Source organism: Kitasatospora sp. NPDC089913, from assembly GCF_044748625.1.
GTDB lineage: Bacteria > Actinomycetota > Actinomycetes > Streptomycetales > Streptomycetaceae > Kitasatospora.
Map to the genome: position 1 here is coordinate 34,607 of NZ_JBIVGI010000006.1, position 21,718 is coordinate 56,324.

The following is a 21,718-nucleotide window of genomic DNA, read 5'->3' on the forward strand; positions in this document are numbered from 1 at the left end:
GCTCGGACGCGAAGGACTCACCTCATGGACCGGACCAGCGCCCTGAAGGTCATTCTCGACGAAAGTCTTCTGGCGCGGGTGCCCGGCTACGTCCTCGGACTGATCGCCGTCCCGGTGGTCGACGTCGTGGCGGCGGCGCCGGAGGTCGACGACCTCCTCACCGCCGCCGAGGACGCCGTCCACGGGCTCTCCCTGGGCAAGGCGGAGGTCTCCGCCCTGCCCCCGATCGCCGCCTGGCGGGACGCGTACCGCAGCGTCGACGTCAACCCCAACCGCTTCCCCTGCGCGGCGGAATCGGTGCTGCGGCGGGTGGCCAAGGGCGACCGGCTGCCGCGGATCAACGCCCTCGTGAACCTCTGCAACGCCGTCTCGCTGGACAGTCGGCTGCCGGTCGCCTCCTGCGACGTCGGCGACATCACCGGCGAGCTGGCCGTCCGGCTGGCCCACGGCGGCGAGACGTACCTTCCGCTGGGCGCGCCGGAGGCACCGGAGCGCCCGGAGCCGGGCGAGGTCGTCTACGCGGACACCCAGGACCGGGCGCACTCGCGGCGGTGGAACTGGCGGCAGAGCGAGGTGATCAGGACCGATGTCGGCCGACGCCGGCTGCTGCTCACCGTCGAGGCGGTGCACGAGGGCGGCCGCGCGGACGTGGAGCGGGCGCTCGACCGCCTCGCCGCCGCGCTCGACGCGCTCGGGGCGGTGCGTCAGCGGCCGGTCGTGCTCGACGCCGCCGAGCTCGGGGCCGAACTGTTCGTGCCGGAGCAGAACGTCCAGGAGCAGTCGGCAGCGGAGTCGTCCGTCGTCGCGGGTTGATCGTCGTGGGAGCCGGCCCCGGTGCCGGACCGACCGCTACCTCCAGGAGAACCCGATGAACCCCGCGATTCTGATCGTCTACCGCCCCGCCGCCGGCCGCTACCTCGCACAGTTCCGCAGCGTGGTCGAGGTCGCCACCGAGCTCGGTCACCACCCCGTCGTCCTGGTGCCCACCGGCGAGATCCCGCCCGAGGTCGAGGGCCTGACGGTGCGGGAGGCCGACCTGGACTCCACCCCGGCCTTCCGGTCCGCCGTGGACGCGATCGCCGCCGAGCACCGGCTGGTCCGGATCTTCCCGCTGTTCGAGGGCGACGTGCTGCCCGCGGCCCGGGCCCGCCGGGACCACGGCATCCCCGGGCTGACGCCCGACCAGGCGCTCAACTTCCGCGACAAGAACGTGATGCACCGCCGCGCCGAGGAGCTGGGAGTCCGGGTCGCGCGCTCCTGCCGCCCCGACACCCTGGGCGCGGTCGAGGAGTTCGCCGCATTGACCGGCTACCCGGTGGTGATCAAGCCGTACGCGGGCTGGGCCTGCGGAAGCACCTACCGGGTGGACGGGCCGGAGCGGCTGGCCGAGGTGTGGGAGGAGATGGGCGACGACCGGCACGAGTACCGGGTCGAGGAGTTCGTCCGCGGCACCGAGTTCCATGTGGACGCCCTGCTCCAGGACGGCGAGGTCGTCTTCGAGCAACTGTCCCGCTACACCTACTCGGTGCTGGAGTACCGGGACGAGCCGGGCGGCACCATCTCCCGCAAGCACGACCTCGGCAAGCACGAGCGGCGGATCCTGGAACTCAACGCCACGGTGCTGCGCGGTTTCGGGATGCGCACCGGCGTCGCGCACGTCGAGTTCTTCCTGGACGCGGACGGCGAGGCGGTGTTCGGCGAGGCGGGGGCCCGGGCCGGCGGCGGCTCGATCGTCCCGGCGATCCAGGCCGGGCGCGGCATCAACCTGGCCGGCGAGTGGGCCCGGCTCGAACTCGACCCGGAGCACCGCACCGAGGCCCGGATCGGCCCGGAGATCGGCACCGAGTACCTGTCCTCCGCCAAGTACGGGCGGATCACCGGGATCAGCTCGCCCGGGGACCTCAACGCGCTCGACGGCGTCCTGGACGCGGACGTCTGGAAGGGGGTCGGCGACGTGCTGGCCCCGCCGGTCGCCTCCAACGACGTGCTCGGCTGGTACGTGTGCGAGGGCAGCGACTACGACGACGTGCTGGCACGGTTCCGCACCGTCCGCCGGGCCTTCCGGGTCGAGACCGAGCCGGCGGTCTGACCGGGATGGCCACGAACACCGGAGAAGGGGCCGCCGCCGCCCCGAAGGCATGGCCGGCCAGGTTCAAGGAGTTACCGCTCCCGCTGCGGGTGCTGTTCGTGACGTCCTTCGTCAACCGCGCGGGCATGTTCGTCTTCCCGCTGCTCGCCGTCTACCTGGTGCGCAGCAAGGGCCTCGGCACGGCCGAGGCGGGCCTGCTGATCTCGGTCGGTTCGACCGGCCTGCTGGTGGGATCGCTGCTCAGCGGGCCGGTGTGCGACCTGCGCGGCCGCCGGGACGCCCTGGTCGCCGCCCTGGTGCTCAACGCGGTCGGCTACCTCGGCCTCGGCACCCTGGACGGCCCGCCCTGGACGTACGCGCTGTACCTGTTCGTCGCCCTGGTGGGGATGGGCATGTTCGGCCCGGCGGCCAACACCCTGATCGCCGACCTGGCGACCCCCGAGCAGCGGCCGTTCTCGTACACGGTCAGCTACATCGGCAACAACCTGGGCATGGGCATCGGCCCGCTGCTGGGCGGGGTCGCGGCCGCCTACTCGTACCACGTGATGTTCGCGGGCAACATCGTCGTCGGGCTGCTGTGCGCGGTCGTGATCCGGATCTGGGTGCCCCGGGACACCCGTACCGGCGCCGCCGCACCCAAGGCGTCCGGCGGGAAGGTCCGGTTCGGCGGCGTCCACGGCCATGTGCTGTGGATGGTGCTCGCCTCGTTCTTCTACGTGGCCCCGTTGATCGGGCTGGAGTACGCGCTGCCGCTGGCCGTGACCACCGAGCTCAACGCCTCGGCCGGGCTGGTCGGCGTGGTGTACACGGTGAACAGCGTCGTGGTGGTGGGCCTCGGGCTCCAGCTGGAGAAGCGGATCGCCAGCTACCCGATCCGTACCCTGCTGCTGGTGGCCGGGGTGCTGTGGGCGCTGGGCCTGGCCGTGCTCGACTTCGGCTTCTCGCTCGCGGCGGTGCTGGCGTCCACCGTGGTGTGGACGCTCGGCGAGATCATCGCCTCCGTGGTGGTGCCCACCTACATCGCCGACCACGTCGACGAGAACCGGGTCGGCCGCTTCATGGCGCTCAACGGCTTCGTGCTGGGCCTGGCCCGGCTGGTGGTGCCGTTCGGCCTCGGGCTGATCTGGCAGAACCACGGCGCGCGTCCGGTGCTGCACACCATGCTGGTCACGCCGCTGGTCGGCATCGCGGTGTTCGCGGTGCTCCGGATCCGGTCCTCGCCCGCGAGCGCGCCGGCCACCGCGGCCGTCGGCCCGGAGCCCGCCCCGGCTTCCGGTGCCGCCTCACCCTCACCTTCAGCCTCACCCGCTGCCGCTGCCGCTGCCTCCGCTTCCGTCGAAGCCGGACCCGGACCGGCCGATGCCGTCCGCTCCGGCACCTGAACCGTGTGACCGTCCGATCGACCGCCGTATCCATGCATTCCGGGAGGGCCCGATGATCACCAAGTTCTTGCTGCCCGAGGACCGAATCCCCACCACCTGGTACAACGTGCTGGCGGATCTGCCGAAGCCGGTGCCGCCGATGCTGCACCCCGGGACGAGGGAGCCGCTCACCCCGGCCGACCTGGCGCCGCTGTTCCCCGAGTCGCTGATAGCCCAGGAGTTCAGCACCGAGGCCGAGATCGACATCCCCGGCGCGGTGATCGACGTCTACCGCCAGTGGCGTCCCAGCCCGCTGATCCGGGCCCACCGGCTGGAGCGCTCGCTCGACACCCCGGCGCGGATCTACTTCAAGTACGAGGGCGTCAGCCCGGCCGGCAGCCACAAGCCCAACACGGCGGTGCCGCAGGCGTACTACAACAAGCAGGCCGGTGTGGAGAAGCTCACCACCGAGACCGGCGCCGGCCAGTGGGGCAGCTCGCTCGCGATGGCCTCCGCCTACTTCGGCCTCGAGTGCGAGGTCTTCATGGTCAAGGTGAGCCACCAGCAGAAGCCCTACCGCCGGGCCCTGATGGAGACCTTCGGGGCGACGGTGCACGCCAGCCCCAGCGTGCTCACCGACGCCGGGCGGGCCGCGCTCGCCGCCGACCCCGACGCCAGCGGCAGCCTGGGCCTGGCCATCTCCGAGGCCGTGGAGGCCGCGGTCAAGAGCGGCGGCCGGGCCAAGTACGCGCTCGGCTCGGTGCTCAACCACGTGCTGACGCACCAGACGGTGATCGGCCAGGAGGCGCTGCTCCAGATGGAGCTGGCGGAGGACTACCCGGACATCGTGATCGGTGCGGCGGGCGGCGGCTCCAACTTCGGCGGCCTGGTCCTGCCCTTCCTGCGCGAGCAGCTGCGCGGCGGCCGCTCGGTGCGGGCGCTGGCGGTCGAGCCGGCCTCGTGTCCGACCCTCACCCAGGGCCGCTACGAGTACGACTTCGGCGACACCGCGGGCCTCACCCCGCTCACCATGATGCACACCCTCGGCCACGACTTCGTGCCGCCGAGCATCCACGCGGGCGGGCTGCGCTACCACGGCATGGCGCCCATCATCAGCGCCCTGAAGGACCTCGACCTGCTGGAGGCGCGGGCCGTCCCGCAGACCGCCTGCTTCGAGGCCGGCGTCCTGTTCGCACGCAACGAGGGCATCGTCCCGGCGCCGGAGTCCACCCACGCGGTGCGGGCGGCCATCGACGAGGCGCTGGCCTGCAAGGAGAGCGGCGAGGCCCGCACCATCCTGTTCACGCTGTCCGGCCACGGGCACTTCGACATGCAGGCGTACACCGACTACTTCGCCGGAAAGCTCAAGGACTGACGAGCCGGCTCGAGGACCGACGAGTACTGAGCGGTGACAGGCGGGCGAACAGCCGGACGGGCCCTCGCACCACGGGCCCGTCCGGCCGCCCGCCCCCGTAGGGGCAGACTACGAGGGGGGAACCACGTGCAAGGATCAACTCCGACTCCGATCGTGCTCGGGATCTGCGGCTCCGAGCGACCGGGCGGCAACACCGACCTCGCGCTGGAGTACGCCGGCCGCCTGGTCCGGGAACGGGGCGCCGAGTTCCGGACCGTTCACCTGCGCGAGCACCGGATCTCGCCGTGCAGCCCGTGCGGCGACTGCAACCAGCGGACCAAACCCTGCGAACTCCGCGACGACATGCCCGCGATCGTCGAGCAGATGAAGCAGGCGGACGCCATCGTCTACGCGACCCCGGTGCACGGCTTCGGTCCCGCCCATCTGATGCAGATCTTCATCGAACGGGCCGGCGTGGGCTTCCTGCGCTTCGACCGCCCTCTGGCCAACAAGGTGGGCGGCATCATCGTCGTCTCGCGCCGGTACAGCGACGCCGCGGTGCACAGCCAGCTGGTCGACAACCTGCTGCTCAACCGCATGATCCTGGTCGGCAGCGGCTTCCCGGCGCTGCTGCGCAACACCTCGCCGCAGCCGCAGCTCCAGGACGCCGAGGGCCTGGAGGCACTGGAGCGGATGCTCCACCGCATGATCGACATGTCCCTGCTGCTGCGCCGCCACGCGGCCGACGGTCGGCCCGTGCTGCCGCTCGACGACCGCAACGAGCGCGTGTCCCGCGCCCCGCGCGTGGTCCTGCCGGGGCAGCGGACCTCTTCGGAGAAGCAGGCCAGCTGAACCGGAGAGGCAGGCCGGCCGCACCGGAGAGGCAGGCCGGCCGGAGCGCCGCCGATCCGCCGATCCACCGATACCCCATTTCCGACGTGTTGTTGAGGAGTGCCATGTCCACCGAGACCGAGACCGAGACCGGCGACCAGCACGGCAGCCAGACCGGGGACCCCGTCCTGGTCGGCGTCGACTTCGACCTGATCCCCTGGGAGAAGTGGCAGAAGCCGGGCGCCGAGGGCCGGGTGAAGATCGCCTACACCCAGGGCCTGCGGGTCCGTCTGATGGAGCTGCCGGCCGGCTTCGACGAGCACGAGTGGTGCCTGCGCGGACACCAGGGCTACGTGCTGCAGGGCGAGTTCACCATCCACTTCGAGGACCGTTCGGTGCCGTGCCGCCCCGGCATGGGCTTCGTGATCCCGGACGACGAGAAGCACCGTTCGCAGGGCGCGGAGGGCGAGCCGACCGTCGTGTACGTCGTCGACAAGGTGGTGCCGACCGCATGAGCGCCGACCTCACGGGGGCGGACGGTACGGCGACCGGTCCGTCGGTGCCCGCGATCGATCCCCGGATCGACGAACTGCGGCTCTCCGTCGACGCGCTGGACCGCCGGATCGTCGCGCTGCTGGCGGAGCGCACCGCCGTGGTGCGGGAACTGACCGGGTTCAAGCGGGACGAGGAGACCGTCCGCTCCCCGGGCCGGGTCGAGCAGGTCGTCGCCAAGGTCCGGGGCCTGGCGGACGAGCACGGCATGCCGCCGGGGATCGCCGAGGCCACCTACCGCACGCTGATCGACGAGCTGACCCGGATGCAGATGGTGCTCCTGGAGGAGCGCCGGGCCGCTTCGGCCGCCGCCGGGGCCGGTTCCGGGGGCGCCGCCGGGGACGGGCCATGAGCCGTCGGCACCCGGCCGACCTGCGGGCGGCGCTGGCCGCGCTGGACCTGATGCCAGGAGAACTGGTCCGGGTCCGGGAGGAGGTCCCGGCCCGCTTCGGGGTCTCCTCCCGCTACGCCCGGTGGGCCGGCGCCCCGGCGGCGCCGCCCACCGGCCCCGGCCCGGCCGTCCTGTTCGAGCAGGTGACGCCCTCGGGCGTCGCGCCGCAGGAGGGCGCCGTCACGGCCGAGGACGGTGCGGAACCGGGGCCCGGCGCCGTACTGATGGGCCTGTACGGGACCCGGCGGCGGGCCGCCGCCCTGCTCGGCGCCACCCCCGCCGAGCTGGCCCACCGGCTGCTGGACGCGGTGGCCGCGCCACTGCCCCCGGTGCCCGCCGCCGACCCCGACCGGTGGGCCCGCAGCGACCGCAAGCCGGACCTCACCGCCCTGCCCGTCCCGGTGCTCACCGACGAGGACGCCGGCCCCTACCTGACCCTCGGCGCCGTCCTCGCCACCGATCCGGCCACCGGCGTGCGCAACCTGTCGATCCACCGGATGTGCGTCCAGGGCCCCGACCTGCTCACCATCTGGATGGTGCCGGGGCGGGACCTCGAGCAGGCCCACCGCAACTCGCTCGCCGCCGGGCGGCCGCTGCCGGTGGCGATCCACCTCGGCCTCGGCCCGGCCGTGCTGCTGGCCTCCTGCTGCCCCACCTCGCTCGTCCCGACCGGGACGGACGAACTGGCGGTCGCCGGGGCGCTCGCGGGCGCCCCGGTGGAACTGCTGCCGTGCCGCACGGTGGACGCCGAGTACATCGCCCACGCCGAGTACGTGCTGGAGGGCGAACTCCTGCCGGACACCATGCCGGAGAACCCGAGGGGCAGCGCCGCCACCCCGGAGTTCCTCGGCTACCAGGGCACCGCCCACCCGGCCCTGCCGACCGTCCGGATCACCGGGATCACCGCCCGGCGCGGCCCGATCCTCCAGGCCGTCTCCGGCCCGGGCCACGAGCAGTCCGTGCTGCTCGGCTTCGGGATGGAGGCGGCCGTGCTGGCCGTGCTGCGGCGCCGCGGCGCCCCCGTCCGGGCGGTGCACTGCCACACCGCCGGCGGGGGACAGCTGATGGTCGTGCTCCAGTGGGCGGCCAAACGCTCGGCCGAGGACGACGCGCTGGTGCGGGAGGCCTCCCGGGCCGTCCTGGAGGAGTTCCGGATGGCCAAGCTGGTGCTGTCCGTGGACGAGGACGTGGACCTGGAGTCGGACCAGGACCTGTGGTGGGCGATGGTCACCCGGTGGCAGGCCGACCGGGACCTGCTGGTCCTGCCGGACCGGGAGGGCTTCCCGCTCGACCCGACCCAGTCGGTCGCCTACTCGCCCCTGCTGTCGGCGGACGGCCGTACCGCGAAGGCGGTGTTCGACTGCACCGTCCCCTACGCGCAGCGGCGCCGCTTCCGCCGGGCCCGGTTCACCGACGCGCCCGGAGCCGGTTAGCGGCCGCCGCCGCCCGGAGCCGGTCAGCGGCCGCGGCCGCCCCTGCCCGCCTCCCGGACCGCCGTGGCCTCACGGACCGCTGTAGCCAGCAGCGCCGTGCCCTCGGCGATCCGGGTGCCGGGCAGGGCCGCGTAGCCCATCAGGAAGGTGGGTTCGGCCGGGGGCTCCCGCACGAAGTACCCCGAGGCGGGGTACACCCGGACACCGAGCGCCGCGGCCCGGCGGACGATCTCGTCCTCGCCGACGCCGCGAGCCCCGGTGAGGGCGACCAGGACGTGCAGGCCGGCGGCCGCTCCGGAGATCCGCACCTCGGCGCCGAAGTGCGTGTAGAGGCCGTCCAGCAGCGAGCGGCGGCGCTCCCGGTACAGCCGGGTCATCCGGCTGACGTGCCGGGCGTAGGCGCCGGTGGCGACGAAGTGCGCCAGCGCCTCCTGGGTGACCGTCGGGGTCAGCCGGTCGGTGATCCACTTGATGCCGAGGAAGGGCTGCACCAGCCGCTGGGGCAGGATCGCGTAGCCGATCCGCAGCGCCGGGAAGAGCGTCTTGCTGAAGCTGCCGACGTAGACCACCGTGCCCTGGTGCCGGGCGGCGGCCAGGGCCGGCAGCCGCTCCGCGGCGAAGGTGAACTCGTTGTGGTAGTCGTCCTCCAGCACCGTCGCCCCGCGCCGCGCCGCCCAGGCCAGCAGGGCCCGCCGCCGGGCCTCGGACATGATGAACCCGGTCGGGAACTGGTGCGAGGGCGTCACGTAGACCAGCCGCACCCGGTCCGGGTCCTGGCCGTGCGCCCGGACGCGGGCGTCGATGTCCGCGACCCGCAGCCCCTCCTCGTCCACCGGCACCGGCACCACGGTGCCGGCGGTGGAGCCGAAGACCTGGCGCAGCACGGTGTGGCTCGGGTCCTCGATCACCACCACGTCGCCCGGGCCGACCAGCAGCCGGGCCAGGATGTCCAGCGCCTGGGTGGCCCCGCTGGTCACCAGGATGCTGTCGGGCGAGGCGTCCAGTGCCCGGCTCTGCCGGACCAGGGTGGCGATCTGCGCCCGCAGCGCGGCGGAGCCCTCGGCCGGCCCGTACCCGAGCGCGGCGACGTCCGCCCGCGCGTAGGCCTCGTGCATCGACTGCCGCCAGCGCGACACCGGGAAGTTGGCCAGCGCCGGGGTCCCGTGCCGGAAGTCCAGCCCCGCACCGGCCTGTTGCATCGGCGGGGGTTCCCACGGCTGCCACAGCGCGTCCCCGCCGTCGGTGGCGAGCGGCGGCTGCGGCGCGAGCGCCGTCCGGGCCGGACCGGGCCCGGCCCCCTCCCCGGCGGCCCGCTCGGCCACCCTGGTCCCCGAGCCCCGACGGGCCGTCAGCAATCCGTTGGCGGTGAGCAGTTCGTACGCCCGCAGGACCACCGTGCGCGACACCCCGAGCTGGGCCGCCAGCTCCCGCGAGGCCGGTACGGCCTCCCCGGCCCGCAGCCGCCCCGACCGGACCAGCCCGGCGATCCCGTCGCACACCTGCTGCTGCAGGGGCGTCGTACTGCCCCGGTCCAGCACGATCAGCAGCTCCGACGATCCCACGCCTCTCCTTCCGGGCTCCGCTCTCCCGAAGTGTCGCATGCACGACACCCCGTCAGCGTGGCCCGGCCGTGGTGGAGTCGGCGCCAGCTAGGACCAGAACTGACCTAGATGGCCTCTACTGTCTGTTCCGAAGGAAGTGACCGGAACGGTGATGGGGAGGGATCCGTCGTGATTCTTGTGATCGGTGCGACCGCGCACTTCGGGCGGCAGACGGTGGAGGTGCTGGCGGGCGCCGGACGGAAGGTGCGGGCGCTGTCGCGCACCCCGGAGCGGGCCGGACTGCCCGAGGGCGTCGAGGTGGTGCCCGGGGACCTCACCCGGCCGGAGACCCTCGGGGCCGCGCTGGACGGCGTCACGGAACTGTTCCTGGTGCTGCCCTACGGCCTGGACGTGCAGCCGCTGCTGGAGGAGGTGCGTCGGTCCGGGGTGCGGCAGATCGTGTTCCTGTCCTCGGGGGCCGTCGTCGACGGCGCGGACCCGCAGCCCGACGTGATCGCCGCCTACCACGCCCGGGTGGAGCGGGAGATCGTGGCGACCGGCGTCGACCGGACGTTCCTGCGGCTGTTCTTCCCGGCGATCAACTCGCTCTCCTGGGCGATGCAGCTGCCGGGCGGCGACATCCTCCGCGGCCCGCATGCCGAGGCCGCCGCCTCGCTGGTGCACGAGCGCGACGTCGCCGAGGCGGCCGCGGCCGTCCTCGGCAGCCCCGAGCACTCCGGCCGGATCTACGAGCTGACCGGCCCGCAGTCGCTCACCCAGACCGAACAGGTCGAACTCCTCGGCCGGGCCCTCGGTCGCGGGCTGAGCTTCGAGGAGGTCCCCGCCCCGGCCGTACGGCAGCAGCTCAGCCAGTTCATGGACGCCGACTTCGTGGCCGCCCTGCTGGACCTGATGGCTGCCACCGTCGGCAGGCCCGCTCCGGTGAACGACACGGTCGAGCTCCTGACCGGCCACCCCGCCCGCCCGTACACCCAGTGGCTCGCCGACAACCTGGCCGCCTTCGGCTGACCGGCCCGGCCCGGCCCGAACATCGACGGCCCGGACCGCCTGCTGCGGTCCGGGCCGTCGGCCGGCGGATGACGCGAGATTCGAACTCATGAGGTGCGGGCCGGACGGGGAGCCTTATTCCTACTCCTTTGATAATCTGAGTGCCATGACTGACATGCCCTACAGCATCGGTGAGGGGCCGGCCACCAGGGTCAGCCTCTCCCTGCCCGAAGGTACGGCCGAGGCCATCCGTCAGCGGGTGGGCAAGCGCGAGTTCTCGGCGTTCATCACTGCGGCCGTCGAGCGGGAACTGCGTGGTCGGATCCTGGACGAGTACCTGGCCGACTACGAGCGTCGGAAGGGATCGATCTCGCCGGCCGAGCAGGAGCGAGCGCGGCACGTCTTCGACGAGGTGTTCGCCGAGGAGGGCGGATGGCCCGTCGCAAGCTGACCCACGAGGGCACCCTGGTGCTCGACTCGGAGGGTCTTTCCAAGCTGATCGGTGACCATGAACCGGCCGTCGCGCTGGTCGCGGAGGCGCGGAAGCGCGGAATGGAGGTGGTGATCAGTGCTCTGACCATCATCGAAGCTGTTCACAGCCGAACCGACCAGGCCCGGCTCCGATGGATCCTGTCCGGCGTGCGGATCGCGCAGGTGGGCGACGAGGAGGCTCGGGCGGCCTCCGCGATGCTCATCGCCGCCGGCCTGCACGGCCACAAGTACGCGATCGACGCGGCCGTGGCCGAGATGGCACTGCGGCAGCAGCGGCCGGTCGTCCTGCTGACGTCGGACATCGACGACATGACCAAGCTCTGTGGGGACCGGGTGCGGCTCGTGGCCGTCTGACGGGTCGCCCTGGGCGTGGGTTGCGCCGGGCGGTGCGCTCGTCGGTCGCGACCTCGGGCACGGCCGGCGGTCCGGACACGAGGCGCCCGGCAGAACGCCGGGCGCCTCGGCCTCACGGGGTGTGCTGCAGCTCCTGGGCGGGCGCGTCCTCGGCGGGCGCGTGCCTGGTGCCGGCGGGAGCGGCGGCCGTGCGCGCCGCCGACCTGGCGGAAGGCGTTGTTCCCCGCGGCGGCCACTCCGGCCAGGTGGTGCGGGACGGCGGAGACGGCGGAGGCCGTCATCGGGGTGAGGACGGTGCCCACGCCCAGGCCGAGCAGGACCAGGCGCCAGGCGAGGGACCCGTAGGAGGTGGCGGCGAAGGCGGGGCTGCGGAACAGCGCCAGGTCGAGCATCGGGCTGCTGCTGCGGCGCTCCACCACGACGAACGCGACCGCGCTCACGGCGCCGAGCACCAGCGCGGCCAGCACCGGGGGCGAACCGAAGCCGTCGGCGCCGCCCTCGATCACGCCGTAGACGACCGCGGTGACCGCGACGGCCGCGGTGATCTGCCCGGGCCGGTCGAGCCGGCGGCCGTTCGGCGCGCGGGAGTCGGGCCGCCTGGTTCACCCCGGAGTGGGCTGACACGAGCCGGCCCCGTCCGCCGCGGGACCGGCCGTCCGGATGCGGGGACACGGGACCCGGACCGACGGACGAGTGGTCCGCCCCGGCCTCAGCCGCGGCTCGGCTGGATCATCTTCCGGCCGGCGGTGCTTCCGCCGTCCACCGCGACCGAGGCACCCGTCATGTAGGGGAAGTCGTCCGACGCGAGCCCGAGCACGGCGCGCGCGATCTCCTCGGCCTCGGCCATCCGCTCCAGGCCGTCGATGTTGAGCGGGCCGAACGCCTTCTTGTACGCCGCCCAGGCCTCGTCCGGGATGCCGGGCGGGCGGACGAAGGGGGTGTCGGTGGTGCCGGGCAGCAGGGCGTTGAGCCTGATGCCCCGGGGTCCGTAGGCGAGCGCGGCGGCCTTCACGATGCCCTGCACCGCCCGTTTGCTCGCGGTGTACGCGGCGCTGTTCGGCCGGGCCAGGTCGGCCGCCGAGGAGGAGGTGCAGACGATGACGCCGTGCCCGGCCCGGAGCATGTGCGGGATCTCGTACTTGATGGCGAGGAAGACGCCCCGGGCATTGGTGGCCTGGACGTCGTCCCACTCCTCGACGCTCAGCTCGTGCGGAAGCTTGTTGCTGCCGATCCCCGCGTTGTTGAAGGCCACGTCGATGCCGCCGTACCGGCTCGCGACCCGGTCCGCGAAGGCCTGCATCTGGTCGGCCACCCGCACATCGGCCTGGATGTACGTGGCCTCGCCGCCCGCGTTCCGGATCTCCCGTTCCACCTGGCGCCCCAACTCGGCCCGCCTGCCGCAGAATCCGACCTGGGCACCGGCCGCCGCGAAGGCGTGGGCGGCGGCCCTGCCGATGCCCGAGGTGCCACCCGTGATGAGCACCGACCTGCCCTGGAACCGCCCGTCCTGGACGCGGGGCCTGCCCTGGGCGGCGCTCGCCGTGCGAGCGCCCGCGCCGAGGGCCGAGCCCGCCACCCCGAGGGCGGCCGCGCCACCGAGCAGGGACCGCCGCCCCAGGGGACCGTTCTTCGTATTCCCGTTCGAGTTCGTGTTCATGGCGACCACGCTCGCAGTCCGGGCCGGGTGCCCGGCTCCACCCGCGGGCCGCTCGTCGCGGCCGGTGGGAGGAGGCGACCTCCTCCCGCGGCAGGACCCGGGCGCACGGGCGCCCGCCTATCGTGAAGCGCGTGAACCGATCAAGGATCGAGGGTCTGTTCGATCAAAGGTCCTCCGCCGCGAGGGCGGTGGTGCTGGTCGGCGTGCTCGTCGGTGATCTCCTGCTGGTGCACCGGCCCTCCGGGGGCCGGGACTGGGGCCTCGCCGCGGCCGGGATCCTGCTGTGCGCGGCCGCGGGCCGGTGGGCGTTCGGCGCGCTGGTGGCACTGTCCGGCCTGCTCGTTGTCGCGCACACGCTCGGCTCGGACATCGTCCCCGCGTTGAAGGTGCTGGCCGCCGTCACCCTCTTCGAGCTGTCCGTGCGGGAGTACGGCCGCCGCCCGGTGGCCGGGGCGGCGGTACTGGCGCTCGCCGTCGCCGTGAACCGCCTCGCCGACCTGCCCGGCGAACTCCCCTCGGTGCTGTACAAGACGGGCATCGTGGCCGGTCTGCCGTTGCTCATGGGCGGATACGTACGAGTCACCCGCGACGCCGCCCGGGCCGCACGCGCGCACGCGGAACAGGAGGAGGCCCGCGCCGGCCAGCGGCTGTTGGCCGCCCGCGCCGCGGAACGCACGACCATCGCACGCGAGTTGCACGACCTGGTGGCCCACCACGTCTCGTCGATGGTGCTGCGCGTCGGTGTCGCCCGGCACGTCGTGCCCGACACCGTCGACGCGCGGGTCATCGAGGTCCTCGACGACCTGCACTCCAGCGGCAGCGAGGCCCTGGCCGATCTGCGCCGCCTGGTGGCCGTACTGCGTGACCCGGACAGCGTCGCGGCAGCCGGGACGGCCTCCGCACTGGTCACGCCCGGGGCGCTGCCGGCCGCGCTGGAGTCGGTGCTGGAGGGCAGCCGCCGCGCCGGTCTGGCCGTCACCGCGGCCGTGGATCCGGTCCTCGCGCGCCTCGACGCGGTACGCGGCCTCGCCGTGCTCCGTCTGGTCCAGGAGGGTCTGGCGAACGCGGCGAAGCACGCCGGCCCGGGCGCACGGGCCGAGTTGACCGTACGAGTGGCCGACGACGCCGCCGTGCACCTGACGCTCCAGGACGACGGCGCGGGTCGTCCCGGGGTGTCGGCCCCGGGCCCGTCGGGGCACGGGCTGATCGGAATGCGTGAACGCGTGGATCTGTTCGGCGGCCGCCTCGACGCGGGCCCGACGCCCCGGGGCTGGCGGCTCACGGCCGAGCTCCCCGCACTGCGCGTCCCATCCGCACTCCCCGCACTCCCCGCACTCCCCGCCCCGCCCGCCCCGCCCGCCTCCGTACGAGTCCGGGAGCAGACCCCGTGATCCACATCCTGGTCGCCGACGACCAGCCGCTCGTCCGCATGGGTCTGCGCATGCTCTTCGAGCAGGCCCCGGACATCGACATCCTCGGCGAGGCGGACAACGGCGCGGAGGCGGTGCGGCTGGCCGAGCGCCTCCGTCCGGACGTCGTCCTCATGGACCTGCGAATGCCCCTCATGGACGGCATCACCGCCACCCGCCGCATCCTGGCCGGCTGCCCCGTCACTCGGGTCGTCGCGCTCACCACCTTCGACGACGACGATCACCTCTACCCGGCGCTCGCGGCCGGAGCCTGCGGCTTCCTGGTCAAGGACACCCCGCCGGCCGAGCTGGTCGACGCCGTACGCCGGGCCGCGGACGGCGAGGCCCCGTTCAGCCGGGACGCACTCGACCGGCTCGTCAGCCGCGCCGTCGACGCCCGCGCCGGGGCGTCCCCCGGTACTCGCGCCGACGTCCCGGCGGCGCCCGCCATCACTCCGCGCGAGCGGGAGGTGCTCGGCCTGATCGGCAGCGGCCTGTCCAACAAGGAGATCGCCGACCGTCTGCACATGGGCGTCACCACGGTCAAGACGCACGTGGCGAACCTGATGGCGAAGACGGGCCGGGACAACCGCATCCGCCTCGCCGTCCTCGCCGTCGCCACGGGCATCACCGCGGACCAGGGGCCGTCGACCACCCTCTAGCGTCCTGGGGCGACCGCGGAACGCCGAAGGCCCCGGCCGGTTTCCGCGGAAGCGGCGCGTGCGGCCCCAGGGCGTCGCCCCCTAGGCTCACCAGCACTACGACAAGGGGGGTCTCATGAGAGGCATCGACTCGGCACGACGCCGAGTGGCACTGGTGGGCGCCGCACTGCTGTGTGCGGTCGCCGGATCCGGCCCGTTCGCAGGGACGGCGGTCGCGGCGGCCGGCGAGGTGTGTGGGCAGGACACCCTCACCGTGTCGGGCGACTACGAGGTCGGGCCTGGTGAGTGGAACGCCGACCGCAGCCGGGTGCGGCAGTGCGTCACCACCGACGGCGGCGCGAATTTCACGCTCTCCACCAGCCAGTTGACCCCCGACACCATCTCGAACCCCGGCCTGGGGCCGGGGGCCTACGCGTACATCAAGCCCCTCCGGGGTCTACCGATACCGGTCGCCTCGCTCGGTGACGCGACGAGTACCTGGCACACGACCCAGGGCGTCGCGGGTACCTACGATGCCGCGTACGACCTGTGGTTCAGCAATGACGCGACCAGCTGTGACCCGACCACCAGCGACGAGCTGATGATCTGGCTCAACGGCCAGGGGCCCCAGGCCAAGCCCTACGGTCCGACCGACGTCGGCACGGTCGACATCGGCGGCACCGGCTACCGGGTGAGCGCGGCGACCGTCTCGCCGACCCACCATCTGATCAACTACCAGCTGCCGACCGCGACGAGTGCGGTCGACCGGCTGGACCTCCGGCTGTTCGCGATCGACGCGATCAGCCGGGGCCACCTGCCCCGGGCGCAGTACCTCTGCGGCGTCTCCGCCGGCTTCGAGATCTGGGAGAACGGCACCGGCCTGGCCACCAGCTCCTTCTCCTTCGAGCCCGTGACCGGCCTGCCCACCGGCACGGTCTCCTCGGGCATCCCGGGCCGCTGCCTGGACGACTTCCGCAGCGCGACGACCGACGGAAACCCGGTCGTTCTCTGGGGCTGCAACGGCACCGATGCGCAGACCTGGACCTTCGCCAATGACGGGACCCTGCGGGTGCTGGGCAAGTGCCTGCAGCCGACCGGTACGTCGTCCGGGAGCCCGATCGTGGTCGGCTCCTGTGCCGAGGCCGCCGCGAAGTGGCGGCCCGGGGCCTCGCACTCGCTGGTGAACATCGGGACCGGTCTCTGCCTGGACGACCCCGGCTCCTCCGCGGACTGGGGAGTGCAGATGCAGCTCCACCCCTGCAACGGCACCGCCGCGCAGCAGTGGCGGCTGCCGTACAACGGCGTGCCGATCTCCGGCGGACTCACCAACGCGGCAGCCCAGGAGTGCCTGACCGGCGGCTCGGCCGGTGCTCCTGCCGTGCTCTCGGGCTGCACCTACGACGGCTCACAGATCTGGACGCTCGGCAACGACGGGACTCTTCGGGCCCTCGGCCTCTGCCTCCAGCCGGCCGCCGGCTCGGCGGTCACCCTTGCGACCTGTGACGGCAGCCCGGCCCAGCAGTGGGTCGTCCACCCCAGCGGATACCTGAACCACCCCGCCGACGGCCTCTGCCTGGACGGCCCGCAGGGCTCGACCGCCGAAGGCCTGCCGCTCCGGCTCGCGGGTTGCGAACCCGGTCCCAGCCGGACGTGGTACCTGCCGGCCTGACCGGGCAACGGCCCCGTGCGTGCCCGCACGGGGCCGATCACCTCCGCGCGGATCGGCCCGCCCTGCCCCGGAAACGCCGAAGGCCCCGACCGGTTTCCCGGTCGGGGCCTTCGTGCTGCCATGGCTGGCAGAGGCGGAGGATACGAGATTCGAACTCGTGAGGGGTTGCCCCCAACACGCTTTCCAAGCGTGCGCCCTAGGCCTCTAGGCGAATCCTCCGTGGGAGAGCTTAGTACATGTTTTGGGGTGGTCGCGACCACGTATCTCGCAGGTAGGGGGTGGGGGTGGCCTGCGGATGGTGGGACGGGGTGGTGGTGGAGGGGTGGGCCCGGGATCCGGTAGTGTTGGGGCCAGCCCCTCGTGTGGCGTTATCTCTCTGAACCCCCCCAGGGCCGGAAGGCAGCAAGGGTAGGAGGGCTCTGGCGGGTGCACGGGGGGTCTTTGCGTTCCCGGGGGCCGGTGGGGCGCGGGGGGCCGAGGGGCGACGCGTTTGTCGGTCCGTCCCGATATCGTCGGGGGTGTGTCCCTAGCCCTGTACCGCCGCTACCGCCCGGAGACCTTCGCGGAGGTCATCGGGCAGGATCACGTGACCGCTCCGCTCCAGCAGGCCCTGCGCAACAACAGGGTCAACCACGCGTACTTGTTCAGCGGCCCGCGCGGCTGCGGCAAGACGACGAGCGCCCGCATCCTGGCCCGCTGTCTGAACTGCGAGCAGGGGCCGACGCCCACGCCGTGCGGTGAGTGCCAGTCCTGCACGGACCTCGCCACGGGCGGGCCCGGGTCGATCGACGTGATCGAGATCGACGCGGCCTCGCACGGTGGTGTGGACGACGCGCGGGACCTCCGCGAGCGGGCGTTCTTCGCGCCGGTGCACAGCCGGTACAAGATCTTCATCCTGGACGAGGCGCACATGGTGACCTCGGCCGGCTTCAACGCGCTGCTGAAGGTGGTGGAGGAGCCGCCGGAGCACCTGAAGTTCATCTTCGCCACCACCGAGCCGGAGAAGGTGATCGGGACGATCCGGTCCCGGACCCACCACTACCCGTTCCGGCTGGTGCCGCCCGGCACGCTGCGCGACTACCTGGCGGAGGTGTGCGGCCGGGAGGGGATCCAGGTCGAGGACTCCGTGTTCCCGCTGGTGGTGCGGTCGGGCGCCGGTTCGGTGCGTGACTCGATGTCCGTGATGGACCAGCTGCTGGCCGGCGCCGCCGAGGGCGGTGTGACGTACGGGATGGCCACGTCGCTGCTCGGGTACACGGACTCGGCGCTGCTGGACGAGGTGGTGGACGCGTTCGCCGCGCACGACGGGGCGACGGTCTTCCAGGTGGTCGACCGGGTGGTCGAGGGCGGTCACGACCCGCGCCGGTTCGTCGCGGACCTGCTGGAGCGGCTGCGTGACCTGGTGATCCTCGCCACCGTGCCGGACGCGGGGGAGAAGGGGCTGATCGACGCCCCGGCCGACCGGATCGCGGTGATGCAGGCGCAGGCGGACGCGTTCGGGGCGGCGGAGCTGAGCCGGGCGGCGGACCTCGTCAACACCGGGCTGACGGAGATGCGCGGCAACGCGGCGCCCCGGCTCCAGCTGGAGCTGATCTGTGCCCGGGTGATGCTGCCGGGCGCCTACAGCGACGAGCTGTCGTTGCAGGCGCGGCTGGACAAGCTGGAGCGGCGGGCCGCGAGCGGTGGCTTCGCCGGGGCCGGTGGCTTCGCCGTGCCCGGCGGTGTCGTCCCGGCCGGTGTCGCCCCGGTCGGTGTCGCCCCGGCCGGTGGTCCGGTGGCGGCGGCGGTCGCACCGCCGACGGCACCGGCGGTGCAGGCGCCGCCGGTGGTGCCGGCGGTCGTCGAGATGCCGCAGGTCGTGCCGTCGGCGCCGGTGCAGCCGACGCCCGCCCCGGCCCCCGCTCCCGCGCAGCCGGCCGGCCCGGCGCCCGGGGCGTGGCCGATCAAGCGGAGCTTCCCGCCCGCCGGGGAGGCGCCCGCGGCGGCGGCCCCGGCCCCCGTGGCCGCGCCCGCCCCTGTGCAGCCCGCTCCGGTGGCCGCTCCGGCCGCGCCCGCGCCGGCTCCCGTCCCCGCTCCGGCGCCCGGCGGGCAGCCGTCGGCGGCGGCGCAGCAGGGTGCGGGCCAGGTCCGGCAGCTGTGGCCGCAGATCCTGGAGGCGGTGAAGAACCGGCGCCGGTTCACCTGGATCCTGCTCAGCCAGAACGGCCAGGTGGCCGGGTTCGACGGCAGCGTGCTCCAGGTCTCGTTCATCAACGCGGGTGCCCGCGACAGCTTCGTGAGCAGCAACAGCGACGACGTGCTGCGGGCCGCGCTGGCCGACGCGCTCGGCGTGGACTGGCGGATCGAGTGCATCGTCGACCCGTCCGGCGGCGCGGGTGGCCCCGGTGGCGGTTCCGGTGGCGCCGCGGCCCCGAGCGGCAGTGGTGGCGGCGGGGGCGGTTGGGGTGCCCCACCGGCGCGTCCGGCGGCGCCCGCGCCCCAGACGGCGCCCGTCGTGCCGGCTCCCGTCGCCGCGCCCGCTCCGGCGCCCCGCCCGGTCGCCGCGCCGACCCCGGCGCCCGCCGCTCCGGTGCCGCCGCCCGTCCAGGCACCGCCGCCGTCGTCGTCGGCGTACCCGGCGCAGGGGGTGGCCCCGGAGGACGACGTGCCGGAGGAGGACGACCCCGATCTGAACGAGGACGTGTTCTCCGGCCAGGAGCTGATCATCCGCGAGCTGGGGGCCACGGTGCTGGAGGAGATCCGGCACGGTGGCAACTGAGCAGCACGTAGGCTCGTCGAGGACGATGCAGGAGCGGACCGAACGCAAGGAGTGAGCCGTGTTTCCCGGTGGTGGCCAGCCCAACATGCAGGCGCTGCTCAAGCAGGCGCAGAAGATGCAGCAGGACCTCGCCCAGGCACAGCAGGAGCTGGCCGAGGCCAAGGTGAGCGGATCGGCGGGCGGTGGCCTGGTCGAGGCGACGGTGACCGGTTCCGGCGAGCTGGTGGCGCTGACCATCGCCCCGGCCGCCGTCGACCCGGAGGACACCGAGACGCTGGCCGACCTCGTCCTGGCGGCCGTCCGGGACGCCAATCAGGCCGCGCAGAAGATGCAGGCCGAGCGGATGGGCCCGCTGACCCAGGGCCTCGGCGGCGGGATCCCGGGCCTGCCGTTCTGACGGTGACCCCGCCCGTGGCGGTGACGGCGCGCGTGTGACGGCCTGGCCGTGACGGCCCGCGGGTGACGGCCCGCCTGTGTCGTCCCGCGTGGCGGCCCGGCCGTGACAGCGGGTACCGACCGGGGCACCGGAGCGTACGGGGCGGACGGCCGGGTCCGGAGTTCGGACAACGGACCTGTGTGATTAATGCGGGAGTCGGGCGTCGGGCGGTGCGCCCGGCGTCCGATTCGTTGGATGATGGCACCGGAGCACCCCGCGCGGGTGCCACCGGTCCAACCCGAGGGAAGGCGCGACGTTGTACGAGGGCGTGGTTCAGGACCTGATCGACGAACTGGGCAGGCTGCCCGGCGTCGGGCCCAAGAGCGCGCAGCGGATCGCCTTCCACGTCCTGCAGGCCGACCCGGTCGACGTCCGCCGGCTGGCGCACGCGCTGCTGGAGGTCAAGGACAAGGTCCGGTTCTGCGCCGTCTGCGGCAATGTCGCGGAGGCCGAGCAGTGCCGGGTCTGCCTGGACCCGCGTCGCGACCTCGCGGTCATCTGTGTGGTCGAGGAACCCAAGGACGTCGTCGCCATCGAGCGCACCCGGGAGTTCCGCGGCCGCTACCACGTGCTGGGCGGTGCGATCAGCCCGATCGAGGGCGTCGGCCCGGACGATCTGCGGATCAGGGAGCTGCTGGCACGGCTCGCCGACGGCACCGTCACCGAGCTGATCCTGGCCACCGACCCCAATCTGGAGGGGGAGGCGACCGCCACCTACCTGGCCCGGCTCTGCAAGCCGATGGGCCTGAAGGTGACCCGCCTGGCGAGCGGCCTGCCCGTCGGCGGGGATCTGGAGTACGCGGACGAGGTCACACTCGGTCGCGCCTTCGAAGGGAGACGACTGCTCGATGTCTGACCGGACGATCAACCAGCAGCCACACGCGCCCCATCAGGCCGGGCCGGAGGAGGCCAGGGACACCGCGCAGGTGCCGCGTCCTCCGCACACGCACGGCCACGGCTCGGAGCCGGACGACTTCGCGGTGCAGATCGCGGACTCGGTGGAGAGCTTCGTGCTCTCGGTGACCGAGGTCGCCAAGGGCGACGAGCCCGGCAGCGCCGTCTCCCTCCTCCTGCTGGAGGTCTCGCAGTTGCTGCTGGCCGGCGGCCGGCTGGGCGCCATCGAGGACGTCGTCCCCGAGGACCGCTTCGAGCCCGACGCTGGTCCGGAGCCGGACGGCGAGCAGCTGCGGGAGCGGCTGGCGGTGCTGCTCGCGCCGATCGACGTCTACCACGAGGTCTTCGACCCGTACGGGCCGCCGGAGAAGCCGAGCGCGTTCCGGATCTCGGACGACCTGGCCGGGGTGGTGAGCGAGCTGCAGCACGGGCTCACCCACTACCGCGAGGGCCGGGTCAGCGAGGCGCTCTGGTGGTGGCAGTTCTCGTACCTGTCCAACTGGGGTACGACCTGCACGGCCGTCCTGCGGGCGCTGCAGTCGCTGATCGCGCACGTCCGGCTGGACAGCCCGATCGGGGCGGCGCCGGACGGGGCGGACACCGACAACGACGGGCTCACCGACGAGCAGCTGGAGCAGCAGGCGGGCGACCTGATGGCGGCCGAGCTCGGCCTGGGCCACTAGGGCTGTCGACCCCTGGCGCGACCGGGGGCGCGAGGAGGCGGAGGGCGGGGACGTCGGCCGCCCGGGGGCCCCGGCGGACGGGAGTGTGACGGAAACCTCACTCCCGGCCACCGACGGAAAACCCCGGGGCGGCCGCCCCTTCGTCCGCCGATTCTCCGGAACGGC

20 protein-coding genes, 1 tRNA gene, 1 other RNA gene and 1 pseudogene are annotated in these 21,718 nt (G+C 73.4%); 19 read left to right on the top strand and 4 right to left on the bottom strand.

Going from position 1 to position 21,718, the window contains the following annotated elements:
- Window positions 1–24: 24 nt before the first annotated feature.
- The 8 genes from ACIPYS_RS11755 to ACIPYS_RS11790 all read left to right on the top strand — a co-directional run bounded on the left by ACIPYS_RS11755 (window position 25) and on the right by ACIPYS_RS11790 (window position 8,011).
- Window positions 25–813 carry a B3/4 domain-containing protein gene (locus tag ACIPYS_RS11755; RefSeq protein WP_093861029.1) on the top strand — a complete coding sequence of 263 codons (789 nt, stop codon included), beginning with the start codon at window positions 25–27 and terminating at the stop codon, window positions 811–813.
- Window positions 814–868: 55 nt separating this feature from the next.
- Window positions 869–2,089 (top strand): ATP-grasp domain-containing protein, encoded by a 1,221-nt coding sequence (locus ACIPYS_RS11760; protein WP_400745529.1) that lies wholly within the window; start codon window positions 869–871, stop codon window positions 2,087–2,089.
- 5 nt (window positions 2,090–2,094) lie between these two features.
- The gene (locus tag ACIPYS_RS11765) at window positions 2,095–3,471 is read left to right on the top strand and encodes an MFS transporter (RefSeq protein ID WP_400745531.1); all 1,377 of its coding nucleotides are present in this window, start codon (window positions 2,095–2,097) and stop codon (window positions 3,469–3,471) included.
- Between the two features lie 52 nt (window positions 3,472–3,523).
- Window positions 3,524–4,825 carry a TrpB-like pyridoxal phosphate-dependent enzyme gene (locus tag ACIPYS_RS11770; RefSeq protein WP_360011105.1) on the top strand — a complete coding sequence of 434 codons (1,302 nt, stop codon included), beginning with the start codon at window positions 3,524–3,526 and terminating at the stop codon, window positions 4,823–4,825.
- A 126-nt stretch (window positions 4,826–4,951) separates the two neighbouring features.
- Window positions 4,952–5,656, top strand: a complete 705-nt coding sequence (locus ACIPYS_RS11775; RefSeq protein ID WP_093861025.1) for a flavodoxin family protein — start codon at window positions 4,952–4,954, stop codon at window positions 5,654–5,656.
- Between the two features lie 104 nt (window positions 5,657–5,760).
- Complete coding sequence (locus ACIPYS_RS11780) at window positions 5,761–6,150, top strand: AraC family ligand binding domain-containing protein (protein ID WP_400745534.1); 390 nt, start codon at window positions 5,761–5,763, stop codon at window positions 6,148–6,150.
- Complete coding sequence (locus tag ACIPYS_RS11785; RefSeq protein WP_093861023.1) at window positions 6,147–6,539, top strand: chorismate mutase; 393 nt, start codon at window positions 6,147–6,149, stop codon at window positions 6,537–6,539. Before ACIPYS_RS11780 ends, ACIPYS_RS11785 begins: the two co-directional genes overlap by 4 nt.
- The gene (locus ACIPYS_RS11790) at window positions 6,536–8,011 is read left to right on the top strand and encodes a UbiD family decarboxylase domain-containing protein (RefSeq protein ID WP_400745536.1); all 1,476 of its coding nucleotides are present in this window, start codon (window positions 6,536–6,538) and stop codon (window positions 8,009–8,011) included. Before ACIPYS_RS11785 ends, ACIPYS_RS11790 begins: the two co-directional genes overlap by 4 nt.
- A gap of 23 nt (window positions 8,012–8,034) precedes the next feature.
- Here ACIPYS_RS11790 and ACIPYS_RS11795 read toward each other — a convergent pair whose 3' ends face one another.
- A complete protein-coding gene (locus ACIPYS_RS11795) occupies window positions 8,035–9,573 on the bottom strand; it encodes a PLP-dependent aminotransferase family protein (protein ID WP_400745538.1) in 1,539 nt (512 codons plus the stop codon).
- A 168-nt stretch (window positions 9,574–9,741) separates the two neighbouring features.
- Between ACIPYS_RS11795 and ACIPYS_RS11800 the strand changes: the two genes are divergently transcribed.
- From ACIPYS_RS11800 to ACIPYS_RS11810, 3 genes are all read left to right on the top strand, one after another.
- Entirely contained in the window at window positions 9,742–10,581 is an 840-nt protein-coding gene (locus tag ACIPYS_RS11800; protein WP_400745540.1) for an NmrA family NAD(P)-binding protein, read from the top strand.
- Window positions 10,582–10,726: 145 nt separating this feature from the next.
- Window positions 10,727–11,011, top strand: coding sequence for a hypothetical protein (locus ACIPYS_RS11805; RefSeq protein WP_400745542.1), 285 nt, complete (start codon window positions 10,727–10,729; stop codon window positions 11,009–11,011).
- Window positions 10,993–11,406 (top strand): DNA-binding protein, encoded by a 414-nt coding sequence (locus ACIPYS_RS11810; RefSeq protein ID WP_400745544.1) that lies wholly within the window; start codon window positions 10,993–10,995, stop codon window positions 11,404–11,406. The genes ACIPYS_RS11805 and ACIPYS_RS11810 overlap by 19 nt, the downstream gene beginning before the upstream one ends.
- Before the next feature lie 185 nt (window positions 11,407–11,591).
- Here the strand turns inward: ACIPYS_RS11810 and ACIPYS_RS11815 are convergent.
- Window positions 11,592–11,999 (bottom strand): annotated as a pseudogene (locus tag ACIPYS_RS11815) (hypothetical protein); the annotation flags it as partial.
- A gap of 116 nt (window positions 12,000–12,115) precedes the next feature.
- A complete protein-coding gene (locus ACIPYS_RS11820) occupies window positions 12,116–13,063 on the bottom strand; it encodes an SDR family NAD(P)-dependent oxidoreductase (RefSeq protein WP_093864964.1) in 948 nt (315 codons plus the stop codon).
- Between the two features lie 131 nt (window positions 13,064–13,194).
- Between ACIPYS_RS11820 and ACIPYS_RS11825 the strand changes: the two genes are divergently transcribed.
- The 3 genes from ACIPYS_RS11825 (at window position 13,195) to ACIPYS_RS11835 (ending at window position 16,782) form a co-directional block, all read left to right on the top strand.
- Window positions 13,195–14,454: a sensor histidine kinase gene (locus tag ACIPYS_RS11825; protein ID WP_400745546.1), complete on the top strand. Its 1,260-nt coding sequence runs from the start codon at window positions 13,195–13,197 to the stop codon at window positions 14,452–14,454.
- Window positions 14,451–15,134, top strand: coding sequence for a response regulator (locus tag ACIPYS_RS11830; RefSeq protein ID WP_400745548.1), 684 nt, complete (start codon window positions 14,451–14,453; stop codon window positions 15,132–15,134). The genes ACIPYS_RS11825 and ACIPYS_RS11830 overlap by 4 nt, the downstream gene beginning before the upstream one ends.
- 115 nt (window positions 15,135–15,249) lie before the next feature.
- Window positions 15,250–16,782 (top strand): ricin-type beta-trefoil lectin domain protein, encoded by a 1,533-nt coding sequence (locus ACIPYS_RS11835; protein ID WP_400745550.1) that lies wholly within the window; start codon window positions 15,250–15,252, stop codon window positions 16,780–16,782.
- Between the two features lie 134 nt (window positions 16,783–16,916).
- Here the strand turns inward: ACIPYS_RS11835 and ACIPYS_RS11840 are convergent.
- Window positions 16,917–17,001, bottom strand: a tRNA-Ser gene (locus ACIPYS_RS11840).
- A gap of 133 nt (window positions 17,002–17,134) precedes the next feature.
- On the opposite strand from ACIPYS_RS11840, the gene ffs reads away from it, so the two are divergent.
- The 5 genes from ffs to ACIPYS_RS11865 all read left to right on the top strand — a co-directional run bounded on the left by ffs (window position 17,135) and on the right by ACIPYS_RS11865 (window position 21,553).
- Window positions 17,135–17,225, top strand: an RNA gene (ffs, locus tag ACIPYS_RS11845) — signal recognition particle sRNA small type.
- Between the two features lie 77 nt (window positions 17,226–17,302).
- Window positions 17,303–19,540 (top strand): DNA polymerase III subunit gamma and tau, encoded by a 2,238-nt coding sequence (locus ACIPYS_RS11850; protein ID WP_400745552.1) that lies wholly within the window; start codon window positions 17,303–17,305, stop codon window positions 19,538–19,540.
- 58 nt (window positions 19,541–19,598) lie between these two features.
- A complete protein-coding gene (locus ACIPYS_RS11855; protein WP_078879765.1) occupies window positions 19,599–19,937 on the top strand; it encodes a YbaB/EbfC family nucleoid-associated protein in 339 nt (112 codons plus the stop codon).
- A 295-nt stretch (window positions 19,938–20,232) separates the two neighbouring features.
- Window positions 20,233–20,832 (top strand): recombination mediator RecR, encoded by a 600-nt coding sequence (gene recR / locus ACIPYS_RS11860; protein ID WP_030392621.1) that lies wholly within the window; start codon window positions 20,233–20,235, stop codon window positions 20,830–20,832.
- A complete protein-coding gene (locus ACIPYS_RS11865) occupies window positions 20,825–21,553 on the top strand; it encodes a DUF5063 domain-containing protein (protein ID WP_231978627.1) in 729 nt (242 codons plus the stop codon). Before recR ends, ACIPYS_RS11865 begins: the two co-directional genes overlap by 8 nt.
- The last annotated feature ends 165 nt before the right edge of the window (window positions 21,554–21,718 follow it).